This is a genomic window from Dietzia sp. DQ11-71 (genome assembly GCF_014144995.1).
Lineage (GTDB): Bacteria > Actinomycetota > Actinomycetes > Mycobacteriales > Mycobacteriaceae > Dietzia > Dietzia kunjamensis.
The window spans coordinates 1-10,970 of sequence record NZ_JAALDT010000170.1 but is presented as its reverse complement, the minus strand read 5'-3'; the positions used below and the strand labels follow the sequence as shown (position 1 = coordinate 10,970).

8 protein-coding genes, 1 tRNA gene and 1 pseudogene are annotated in these 10,970 nt (G+C 70.0%); 5 read left to right on the top strand and 5 right to left on the bottom strand.

Translation table 11 applies throughout. The features are described from left to right. The 3 genes and pseudogenes from G6023_RS07120 to G6023_RS07110 all read left to right on the top strand — a co-directional run. Positions 1 to 818, top strand: a pseudogene (locus tag G6023_RS07120) (hypothetical protein); the annotation flags it as partial. Between the two features lie 112 nt (positions 819 to 930). Further along, positions 931 to 1,806, top strand: a complete 876-nt coding sequence (locus tag G6023_RS07115; protein WP_182634700.1) for a serine hydrolase domain-containing protein — start codon at positions 931 to 933, stop codon at positions 1,804 to 1,806. Positions 1,807 to 2,008: 202 nt separating this feature from the next. Further along, the gene (locus tag G6023_RS07110) at positions 2,009 to 2,518 is read left to right on the top strand and encodes a DUF3145 domain-containing protein (RefSeq protein WP_067714234.1); all 510 of its coding nucleotides are present in this window, start codon (positions 2,009 to 2,011) and stop codon (positions 2,516 to 2,518) included. 164 nt (positions 2,519 to 2,682) lie between these two features. Here the strand turns inward: G6023_RS07110 and G6023_RS07105 are convergent, their stop codons facing one another. The 5 genes from G6023_RS07105 to aceE all read right to left on the bottom strand — a co-directional run bounded on the left by G6023_RS07105 (position 2,683) and on the right by aceE (position 9,856). Further along, entirely contained in the window at positions 2,683 to 4,119 is a 1,437-nt protein-coding gene (locus G6023_RS07105) for an acyl-CoA carboxylase subunit beta (protein ID WP_096905695.1), read from the bottom strand. A gap of 255 nt (positions 4,120 to 4,374) precedes the next feature. Next, entirely contained in the window at positions 4,375 to 4,626 is a 252-nt protein-coding gene (gene acpM, locus G6023_RS07100) for a meromycolate extension acyl carrier protein AcpM (RefSeq protein ID WP_132061888.1), read from the bottom strand. 102 nt (positions 4,627 to 4,728) lie between these two features. After that, on the bottom strand, positions 4,729 to 5,655 hold the full coding sequence (locus G6023_RS07095; protein WP_182634698.1) for an acyltransferase domain-containing protein: 927 nt from the start codon (positions 5,653 to 5,655) through the stop codon (positions 4,729 to 4,731). 155 nt (positions 5,656 to 5,810) lie between these two features. Further along, positions 5,811 to 7,055, bottom strand: coding sequence for a PucR family transcriptional regulator (locus G6023_RS07090; RefSeq protein ID WP_120285771.1), 1,245 nt, complete (start codon positions 7,053 to 7,055; stop codon positions 5,811 to 5,813). 5 nt (positions 7,056 to 7,060) lie between these two features. After that, positions 7,061 to 9,856, bottom strand: a complete 2,796-nt coding sequence (aceE, locus tag G6023_RS07085; protein WP_132061884.1) for a pyruvate dehydrogenase (acetyl-transferring), homodimeric type — start codon at positions 9,854 to 9,856, stop codon at positions 7,061 to 7,063. A 306-nt stretch (positions 9,857 to 10,162) separates the two neighbouring features. Here aceE and G6023_RS07080 point away from each other — a divergent pair, with 306 nt between their 5' ends. Both G6023_RS07080 and G6023_RS07075 read left to right on the top strand, forming a co-directional pair. After that, complete coding sequence (locus G6023_RS07080) at positions 10,163 to 10,597, top strand: DUF3052 domain-containing protein (protein WP_096905691.1); 435 nt, start codon at positions 10,163 to 10,165, stop codon at positions 10,595 to 10,597. Positions 10,598 to 10,694: 97 nt separating this feature from the next. Then, positions 10,695 to 10,767 (top strand) — tRNA-Val (locus G6023_RS07075). Positions 10,768 to 10,970: the final 203 nt, after the last annotated feature.

Below are 10,970 nucleotides of genomic sequence, written 5' to 3'. Positions count from 1 at the left end.
CCGCGCGCCGCGACGTGGGCCAGGGGATGGTCCCGGCCCGGACCGGCCCCGCCACCGCGTCCCGGTGGCGGGCGTCCCGGACCGGGACCGCCGTACACCAGCACCTGGGCGCGCTGACGGGCTGGACGATCGGCGTGGTGGCACTGATGGCCATGTACGGCGCGCTGATGAACGTGGTGGTCGAGACGATGATGTCCAACCCCGACCTCGCCGTGTTCCTCGGCGATTCGGGCACCGTGGTCGACTCCATCGTGCAGATGCTGGTGGCGTTCAGCGGATTCCTCGGGGCCGGGTTCGCGTTGCAGACCCTGACCGGGTTGCGCGGCGAGGAGACCGCCGGGCGACTCGAGATGGAACTGTCCACGGGGCGTTCGCGGTGGTCGTGGCTCGCCGCCCACACCGCGGTCGTCACCGTCGGCACCGTCGTCGTGGTCCTCGCCGGCGCCGCCGCGTTCGGGATCACCGCCGCCGCCGTGCTCGACGACCCGGACCTGGCGGGACGCATCATCGGCGCCGGGGCGTGGTATGTGCCCGCCGCGCTGGTGTTCGGCGCGATCTCGATCGGCCTGTTCGGCGCATCCCCGAGACTGCAGGTCCTGGCCTGGGCGCCGTTCGCCCTCGCCGTCGTCGTCACCCTCATGGGGCCCACGCTCCGGCTCGACGAGGACCAGATGCGCCTGTCCCCGTTCGGCGCGGTGGGCACCGCGCCCGTCGGCCCCGTCAACGCGATCGGCGTGGCCGTGCTCCTCACGGTGACGGTCGTGCTGGTCGCCGTGGGGCTGGCCGGCTTCCGGCGTCGCGACGTGCCGCGGACCTGACCGCGGCGCCCGACCCGACCTGACAGACTGGCTCGCACGGACGCCACGCCTCACCGGCGCGGCCGTCACGGACACCGGCGCCGCCGGTCGCACGCGAACCAGGGAGGAACCGATGTCGGACGAGTTCGATCGAGACAGGCTCTCCACCGCACTGTCGGTGGTGGCAGACTGGCCGGTGGACACCGTCTCGGCCGCGGTGGTCGGCCCCGACGGCGCCCTCGCGGTCCACGGGGACGACACCCGCGTGTACCGCCTGGCCTCGGTGACCAAGCCCCTCGTCGCGATGGCCGCGCTCCTGGCCGTCGAGGAGGAGGCCATCGGCCTCGATGAGCCCGCGGGGCCCGAGGGGTCCACGGTGCGTCACCTGCTCGCCCACGCCTCGGGGCTGGACTTCGCCGACCGCGGCAAGGTCCGCGCCGAGCCGGGGGAACGGCGGATCTACTCCTCGGCCGGGTTCGAGGTGCTGGCCGACCACATCGCCGACGCCACCGGGATCGCGTTCGGCGACTACCTCCACGAGGCGGTGTGTCAGCCGCTGGGCATGGAGGCCACCACGCTCGAGGGCTCCGCCGGGCACGGGGCCTCCGCCAGCCTGGCCGACCTCATCGCGTTCGCCCGTGAACTCGTGGCCCCGCGGCTGCTCGCGCCCGAGACCCTCGAGGAGGCCGTGACCGAACAGTTCCGCGGCCTCGACGGGATCGTGCCCGGGTACGGCATGCACAAGCCGTGCCCCTGGGGCCTGGGCTTCGAACTCCGCGACGCCAAGCACCCCCACTGGACCGGGCAGCACAATTCGCCCGCGACCTTCGGGCACTTCGGGCAGTCCGGGACCCTGCTGTGGGTCGAACCGGAGATCTCCACGGCGCTGATCGTGCTCACCGACCGCGACTTCGGCGACTGGGCCAAGCCGCTGTGGCCGGAACTGTCCGACAGGGTGGTCGATGCGGCAACCCGGCGTTCGCGCGAAGAGGACTCGCTCGGCGGGTGAATCCGCCACCCGCGACACGCCCGCACTCGTGCCGGGCGCGGGAATCACCGTGCTGTAACTTTGCTGAGAGTCGAGAAGTGTCGCTGGTGTAATTCGATCACTTCAGGCACAGTGTTAACTACAAGCAACAGAAGTAACATCATTCACACGATTTCGTGAGGTCGTTGGGGAAGACGTCCCTCAGTGAGTCGGGAGTGAAGTGATGTCTGACCATAACTATCTCGCGGATACGACGACCGGCGTGGTGTTCATCCATGCCGCGCCTACCGCGTTATGCCCTCACGTCGAGTGGGCTCTCGCAGCCACGCTCGACGCCAACTCAGCCATGCGCTGGGAAGACCAGCCGGCCCAGCCGGGCGCTCGCAAAGCGATCGTCGACTGGATCGGCCCGGTCGGCACCGGCGCGCGTCTGGCCGATTCGCTGGCCAAGTGGTCGATGCTGTCTTTCGAGGTCACCGAGGACCCGAGCGACCTCGTCGACGGTGAACGCTTCTCCCACACGCCCGAACTCGGGATGTGGCGGGGGCAGACGGGCGCCAGTGGCGACGTGGTGCTCAGCGAGAACCGGCTCCGCCATCTCATGAAAGCCGGCCCCGCCGCCTTCCATGCCGCGGTGGAGGACGAGCTCGGCACCGCCTGGGACCGCGCCCTCGAACCGCTGCGCGGCCACCCGGCCGCCGCCGAGGTCACCTGGCTCTCCCGGGTCGGCTGACCCACCGCACCACCGCACTCCCGCACTCCGGACAGCGCCCGCCCCAGTTCTCGGGGCGGGCGCTGACTCGTGTGCGCGACACGCTGGCGGCACCCGGCACCGGCTGCGGGTGGGCGCAGTCGTCGGGTGCGGATCCTGCCGGAGGCGTTCCGGCCGGGGTCAGGTCACAGCGGGATGTTCTTGTGCTGGCCGCGGGTGTGCGCGGCCGCGTCCAGCGCCTCGGCGATGCGTCGGCGGGTGTCGGTGGGCTCGATGACCTCGTCGACCACCCCGATGGAGACCGCGCGACCCACGCCACCGGCGATGGCCGCGTGCTCATCGGCCAGACGGTCGTGCAGGGCCTCCCGCTCGTCCTCGGGTGCCGCCGCGAGGGTGCGCTTGTGGAGGATGCCGACGGCGGCCTTGGCACCCATCACCGCGACCTCGGCGTCGGGCCAGGCGAACACGGCGGAGGCGCCGAGAGCGCGCGAGTTCATCGCGATGTAGGCACCGCCGTAGATCTTGCGGGTGACGAGCGTGACCCGGGCGACCGAGGCCTCGGCGAACGCGTGCAGCAGCTTGGCGCCGCGGCGCACCACGCCGTCCCACTCCTGCGAGACGCCGGGCAGGTAACCGGGGACGTCCACGATCACGACCAGCGGCACGCCGAAGGCGTTGCAGAGCCGGACGAACCGTGAGGCCTTCTCCGCGGACTCCGAGTTGAGGCAACCGCCCAACCGCAGCGGATTGTTGGCGATGACACCCACGGTGCGGCCGGACATCCGGCCGAAGCCCACCACGATGCTGGGCGCCCACTTGGCCTGCAGCTCCTCGAAGGTGGTGCTGCCGTCGAGCTCCGAGGAGTCGAGCAGCCCATGGACGAGAGGACGGACGTCATACGCGCGCTTCGGTGAGTCGGGGAGCAGGCCCGCAAGATCGGTGTGATCGCCCTCGAGCGCGCGAGGGTCGAACTCGCCCTGCGCGGACAGCAGGGTCACCAGACGACGCGCCCGGTGCAGGGCATCACGCTCGTCGGTCGCGGCGATGTGACAGACGCCCGACTTGCGGTGGTGCACGTCCTGGCCGCCCAGGCCCTCCATGTCGACCTGCTCGCCGGTGACGGAGCGGACCACGTCGGGACCGGTGACGAAGATCTTGCCGGCCGGCGCCATGATGACGACGTCGGTCAGCGCGGGGCCGTAGGCGGCGCCGCCGGCGGCGGGCCCGAGCACGACGGAGATCTGGGGCACGTGGCCCGATGCGCGGACCATGGCCTCGAATACGAGGCCGACCGCGTGCAGCGCCTCGACGCCCTCCGCGAGTCGCGCCCCGCCCGAGTGCCAGACGCCGACGACGGGCAGATGCTCGTCGATCGCCACGTCGATGGCGCGCACGATGTGCCGGCACCCGTCCAGGCCCATGGCACCACCCATGACGGTGGCGTCCGTCGCGTACGCGATGGTGGGTTCGCCGTCGATCAGGCCGCGCGCGGCCATGGCGCCGGAGGCGTCGGGCTCGGTGATGAACTCGAGCGAAGCCGGGTCGAAGAGGTTCTCGAGCCGGACGACGGGATCTCGAGGGTCGATCTGGGTGTTCTGGTCAACAGGGCTGGTGATGGTCATATGTGCAGTCCTTTCCTCGGCGCGTGTCCCTGGAAGGGAGAGCGCGCCTGCGATGGACCCCCGGACTGGCTTGTGGGCGATCGGCGTTCGGATCGGGACCCCCGTCCCGGTCCGGACCTCTCGCCCGGCACCCCGCGGTGAGCGGGGTGATCGTTGCTGGGCCCTGTGTGGGGGAGGGGACGCGGGCTCGACGTGGTGCACCGACCGCACCTTCGGCCCTGACTGCGTCCCCGCCCCGGCACACGGGGCCGGATGTCAGCTCTGGTCGAGCTTCTGGATGTAGTCGACCGCATCCTGAACAGTACGCAACTTGGCGAGGTCCTCGTCGGGGATCTCCACCCCGTAGCGGTCCTCGGTCTGCACGGCGATCTCCACCATGGAGAGCGAATCGATGTCGAGATCGTCGACGAAGGACTTATCCGGGGTCACCTCGGAGGGTTCGATCCCGGTGACCTCCTCGACGATCTCCGCCAGTCCTGCGATGATCTCGGCCTCGGTGCGTGCCATGTGGTGTCCCTTTCTGATGGGTGGTGTCGTGCCCGGCGGGCGCGACGGATGGTCTGGTCGCGATCGCCGGCCGGGGCCGACGATCGGGGGTGGGAGGAGCGGTCAGGCGCCGCTGAGTGCGGGGACCGACTCGAGGGCGAGTTCGAGGTCCTCGGGGGTGGTCACGCCGTACCGGGGAACGTCACGCATCATGCGCTTGGCCAACCCGACGAGTGCGCCGGAGGGCGGCAGCTCGATGAACGCATCGACGCCCAACTTGAGCATCGTCTGCGTACAGAGGTCCCACCGGACGGGATGGGTGATCTGGGAGACGACCCTGTCGAGGGCGTCGCGACCGGAGGTGACGACCATGCCGTCGGCGTTGGAGACCAGCGTCAGCTCCGGGTCGTTGACCTCGATCGTGTCGGCCAGGTCGCGGACCTCGTCGACGGCGGAGGCCATGTGGTGGGTGTGGAACGCCCCGGCGACCTCCAGCCGGCGCAGTCGCGCCCGGCTCGGTGGATTCTGCTCCAGGGCGTCGCAGGCCTCGAGCGGGCCGGCGGCCACGATCTGGCCCGCGCCGTTACGGTTGGCCGGCTGCAGCCCGGCGGTGTCCAGCGACAGCAGGACATCGGCCTCGACCCCGCCCAGCACCGCGATCATGCCGGTGGGGCGCTCGGCACACGCCCGGGACATCGCGGCACCGCGGACGGACGCCAGACGCAGGGCGTCGGCTTCCGACACCACCCCGGCGATCGCCAGCGCGGCGATCTCGCCGATCGAGTGGCCGGCCACCATCGTGTCGCAGGGCACCTGGCCGCGACGGCGCAACTCGGCGGCACCGAGCAGGGCCGAGGCGACGACGAGTGGCTGGGTCACCGCGGTGTCGGTGATCTCCTGCAGGGTCGCGGTCGTGCCGAGACGCTCGAGGTCGAGTCCGCTCGATGCGGACCACTCGTCGAGACGGTCCGAGGCACCGGGCAACTCGAGCCAGGGCGCGAGCATCCCGGCTTTCTGAGACCCTTGTCCAGGGGCAGTAAGGCAAAGCACGGGTATCAGAGAACACGCCCCGCCCCCCTTAGGATGATGTTCCCCAAGCCAGAAACACAGCCGGGATTTTGTGCGCTTCCCACAAATGACGAGCTGGCTGGTCGTCCATCTCCGGTCGGTTCGGTTTCGTTACACCTTGTTACGGGAGTGATTGATTACGACTCCTGAGTGCTTCGGTCGGCGAACTTCCCGAGGACGAGGGCGATTCTCAGGACAAAAGCGTCCCTCGCGTTAAGCGGGTCGAATTTGGTGATTTGACTCACTCTCTTGAGGCGGTACCGCACGGTGTTGGGATGGACGTACAACTCGCGGGCACACGCCTCGACGTGCCCGCCGGAGTCCAGATAGGCCCGGAGGGTGTTCTCGACCGAGGTGTCTGCGCCCCTCAGCGGTGTGACGACCCGGTCGACCAACATCGTCGCCGCGCCCCGGTCGCCGGCGAGGACCCGCTCGGGCAGGAGGTCGATCGCCGCGACCGGTCGGGGGGCGCCGGGCCAGCCACAGACCGCCGCCACGCCGGAGAGCGCCTCGGTCGCGCTGTCCGGGGCCTCGGCGAGGGAGCTCACCGTGTGCCCGACGACGACCGGCGCGTCGGGTGAGAAGGAGTCGAGGACCTCGGCCGGGACGGCGGAGGAGGACTCGAGCTCCCCGGAGAGGATGACGACGAGGCGCGCGCCCTGCACCACGGCCAGTGCGTGTCGGCCGGCCGCGACCGCGGCTTTGTGGGCGGCGGGCACCGACGCCAGTCCCAGTTCTTCACGGGGCCTGCCGACGATCACCGTCGCCGCGGTGGTCGGGTCCCAGTTCAGGGCCGAGGCACCGGAGGCGAGGTCGGCATGACGATCACCGCGGACCACGGCGTCGACCAGCATCGCCTCCATCCGGGTATCCCAGGCTCCCCGGTTCTCCGCGGCGGCGGCGTAGACCGCCGCCGCGGTGAAGCCGAGTTCACGGCCGAACTTGAGCACCGCGGTGATCATGAGTCCGCGTTGGCGCTCGTTGTGGGTGATCCGGGGCATCACCAGCTCGAAGTACTCACACGTCGACCGGACGAGCTGGACCGTCTGCTGCAGGGTCAGCCCCTGGCCGAGCCCCTTGGGGAGCAACTTGAACCCCGCGATGGTGTCCGTGTGCGGGGCCTCGGGGTTGCGCATCCAGGTGACGAAGTCGCGCACCGCGCTCTGGATGATCAGCTGGATCTCGGCCCTCTGGTCGGCGGACAACTCGGCGAAGAACGCCAGGTCCTGTTCCAACGCGCGGACCGCCTCGGTCGACAGGGTCCCCGAGTACCGGGTGATGCGCTTGAGCAGGGCATCGGAGACGGGACGCTCGTCCGGCGGCGTCGCGGAGCGCCGCCGGACGGGATGTGCGTCCCTCTCCCCGGTCCCGGGGTCGGCCATGTCTGTCACGCCACTCCGGGGTCCGTCGTCGGCTCGGGGGCGGCCATGACGTCGTCGATCCGGTACAGACGCGCCGCCTCGAGCAGGGTGGTCTTGTCGATGGTCCCCTCGCGGGCCAGGCCCGCGAGGACGGCCACGACGATCGACTCGGCGTCCGTGTTGAAGAAGCGGCGGGCCGCGGGCCGGGTGTCGGAGAACCCGAAGCCGTCACATCCGAGGACGGTGAAGTCCCCGGGGACCCAGGCGCGGATCTGGTCCGGAACCGCCTTCTGGAAGTCGCTCACCGCGACCTTCGGCCCCTCGGCCGACGCCAGTGCCGCGGTGACGAACGGGATGCGCGGCTGCTGATCGGGGTGGCGGAGCTCGTGGCGTTCGCACTCGAAGCCGTCACGGGCGAGCTCCGTCCACGAGGTCGCCGACCATAGGTCGGCCGCGACGTCCCACTTGTCGGCGAGCATCTTCTGCGCCTCGACCGCCGCATACATCGCCACGCCAGACGCGAGGATGGAGGCCTTGTGGCTCCCGGCCTCCGCCGCGCGGAAGCGGTACAGACCGCGCAGGAGGGCGTCGACGTCCAGGTCCTCGGGCTCGGCCGGCTGCGGGACGGGCTCGTTGTACAGGGTGATGTAGTACGACACGTTGCGGTCGATGCCGTCGGTCTCGGTCTCGTGGGCCGCGCCGGGGCCGTACATGCGTTCGATGCCCGCGCGCATGATGTGGGCGACCTCGTACGCCCACGCCGGGTCGTAGGAGATGATCCCCGGGTTGGTCGCGGCCAACAGCGGGGAGTGGCCGTCCATGTGCTGCAGGCCCTCGCCGGTGAGCGTCGTGCGGCCGGCGGTGGCGCCCAGCAGGAACCCCCGGGCGAGCTGGTCGGCGGCGGCCCAGATGCCGTCGCCGGTGCGCTGGAACCCGAACATGGAATAGAAGATGTACAGAGGGATCATCGGCTGGCCGTGGGTCGCGTACGCGGTCCCGGCGGCGGTGAACTCGGCGACGGACCCCGCCTCGCTGATGCCCTCGTGCATGATCTGGCCGTCCTTGGCCTCCTTGTAGCTCAGCATGAGGTCGTGGTCCACCGAGGTGTAGTTCTGCCCGTGCGGGTTGTAGATCTTCAGGGTGGGGAACCACGAGTCCATGCCGAAGGTGCGGGCCTCGTCGGGGATGATCGGCACGAAACGGTCGCGCAGGGACTCGTCGCGCATGAGCTCCTTGGCCGTCCGCACGAGCGCCATGGTGGTGGCGACGGCCTGCTTACCCGACCCCTTGCGGAGTGACTTCAGGGCGTCGATGCCCGGCACGGCCAGGGGTGTGAAGGTCTGGCGCCGCTCGGGGACGTGCCCGCCGAGGGCGGACCTGCGGTCCAGCATGTAGCGGATCTCCGGCGAGTTCGGCCCCGGGTTGTAGTAGGGCGGCTGGGTCGGATCGGCCTCCAGCTCCTCGTCGGTGATGGGGATCTGCTGCTTGTCGCGGAACAGTTTGAGGTCGTCGAGCGTCAACTTCTTCATCTGGTGGGTCGCGTTGCGCCCCTCGAAGTTCTGGCCCAGCCCGAAGCCCTTGATGGTGTGGGCCAGGATGACCGTCGGCCGGCCGGTGTGCTCGAGCGACGCCTTGTACGCCGCGTGGATCTTGCGGTAGTCGTGCCCGCCGCGGCGCAGCGCCCAGATCTCGTCGTCCGTCATATCCTCGACGAGCTTGGCGGTCCGGGGGTCGCGGCCGAAGAAGTGCTCGCGGATCCAGGCGCCGTCGTTGGCGCGGAAGGTCTGGTAGTCGCCGTCGGAGACCGAGTTCATCAGCGAGACGAGCGCGCCCTCGGTGTCCTTGTCGAACAGGGCGTCCCATTCGCGACCCCAGACCACCTTGATGACGTTCCAGCCGGCGCCGCTGAAGTACGACTCCAGCTCCTGAACGATCTGGCCGTTCCCTCGGACCGGCCCGTCGAGACGCTGGAGGTTGCAGTTGATGACGAAGGTGAGGTTGTCGAGGGCGTCGTTCGCGGCGATCTGCAGCGCGCCGCGCGACTCGACCTCGTCCATCTCACCATCACCGAGGAACGCCCACACGTGCTGCTGCGACGTGTCCTTGATGCCGCGGTTGTGGAGGTAGCGGTTGAACCGTGCCTGGTAGATGGCGTTGATCGGCCCCAGACCCATCGAGACCGTGGGGAACTCCCAGAACTCGGGCAGCGAGCGGGGGTGGGGGTAGGAGGGGAGTGAACGCCCCGGATGGCTCTTCTCCTGCCGGAACCCGTCGAGGTCCTGCTCCCGCAACCGGCCCTCGAGGTAGGCCCGGGCGTACATGCCCGGGGAGGCGTGGCCCTGGAAGTAGATGTGGTCGCCGCCGCCGGGATGGTCCTTGCCGCGGAAGAAATGGTTGTACCCCACCTCGTAGAGCGGGGCCGCCCCGGCGTAGGTGGAGATGTGACCGCCCACGCCGATCCCGGGCCGCTGGGCGCGGTGGACCATGATGGCGGCGTTCCACCGGATCCATCGACGGTAGGTCCGCTCCACCGCCTCGTCGCCGGGGAACTCCGGCTCGAGGCTCGTGGGGATGGTGTTGACATAGTCGGTGGACGTAAGGGCGGGCAGCGGAACACGCTGCTTGGAGGCCCGCTCGAGGAGACGCAGCATGAGGTAACGGGCGCGCTCGGGCCCGGCCTCGGCGAGCAGGCCGTCGAGCGAGTCCATCCACTCCTGGGTCTCCTCGGGGTCGGAGTCCGCCAGGTAGGAGGCGACCCCTTCCCGGAGAATCGGCACGTTGGTGGGGGCGGTCCCGTCCCGTGGGCCTTCGTTTCCGCTCATGCGTATCGTCCTCACTTCTGTGATTCGTACCGTGGACGCCCGGTGGGGCCACCACATGTCGTGGTACATCGTCGGGCCCGGGCCGCGGCCCGCAGGTGTGGGCGGATCGCGTCGGGCTCGGGGCGGGCCACCGTAGGCCCACCGGTTCCGATTGTGCCCCAAAGCGTGACGCGCGACACCGTCGCCTGAGCCGACACACCGCCAAATGGGCGGTAGTCGTTTCCCCGGCGGGTGTGCGCGGGTAGTGTTCCTGGTCAGCGAAAGACCCGAGAAGTAGCACGACGGAGTAGAGGGAGGAACACCACGGTGGTCGCCGCGGCGAACCAGCAGGACGGAGCGGACCAGGTAGCTGGTCAGCTCGAACTGACGGAGGGCATGCTCGTTCAGGAGGTCGGATGGGATTCCGACTGTGACGAGTCGATCAGCGAGGCCGTCGAGGACGCCGTCGGATCAGAGCTGCTGGAGGAGGACACCGATGAGGTGGTCGACGCGGTACTGCTCTGGTGGAGGGACGGTGACGGCGACCTGGTCGACCGACTCATGGACGTCATGACCCCCCTGGCGGACGACGGCTCGGTGTGGGTCCTCACCCCCAAGACGGGGCTCGACGGGCATGTGGTGCCCGCAGTGATCGCGGAGTCCGCCCAGACCGCGGGGATGCTGCAGACGCGCACCGCCGCGCTCGGGGACTGGGCCGGAAGCCGGCTCGCCCTGCGGAAGAACAGCATGCCCCGCAAGTGATCGCGGCACCCCGGACCCCTCGTGCGCCCCGGGGTGGGGCGCTGTCCCGGGTGGGATAATCTGACCGCACCGGCGCGATCGACGGGTCGGTGCGCACGCGCGCGTAGCTCAGCGGTTAGAGCTCTGGTCTTACACACCAGCGGTCGGGGGTTCGATTCCCTCCGCGCGCACCGATGACGAAGACCGACCGATGACAACCGGCCTATGACAACCGGCCGCACCCGGTGCCGAGGGCTCGGCGCGGGTCAGGTCCGGAGGCGGTCCGCTCGGCGGAAGGCCCTGCGCTGCTCGGCGTCGTTGCGGTCGCCGTAGCGGGCCCGCATCGCGCGTTCACGGGCGGACGCCTCGTCGAGCTCGGTGGTGCCCCGGTCGC

Bases quoted from the DNA above. Each gene is read 5' to 3' on its own strand.
- G6023_RS07090 (WP_120285771.1), bottom strand. From the start codon at position 7,055: ATGGCCGACCCCGGGACCGGGGAGAGGGACGCACATCCCGTCCGGCGG.
- G6023_RS07115 (WP_182634700.1), top strand. From the start codon at position 931: ATGTCGGACGAGTTCGATCGAGACAGGCTCTCCACCGCACTGTCGGTG.
- aceE (WP_132061884.1), bottom strand. From the start codon at position 9,856: ATGAGCGGAAACGAAGGCCCACGGGACGGGACCGCCCCCACCAACGTG.
- acpM (WP_132061888.1), bottom strand. From the start codon at position 4,626: ATGGCACGCACCGAGGCCGAGATCATCGCAGGACTGGCGGAGATCGTC.
- G6023_RS07105 (WP_096905695.1), bottom strand. From the start codon at position 4,119: ATGACCATCACCAGCCCTGTTGACCAGAACACCCAGATCGACCCTCGA.
- G6023_RS07110 (WP_067714234.1), top strand. From the start codon at position 2,009: ATGTCTGACCATAACTATCTCGCGGATACGACGACCGGCGTGGTGTTC.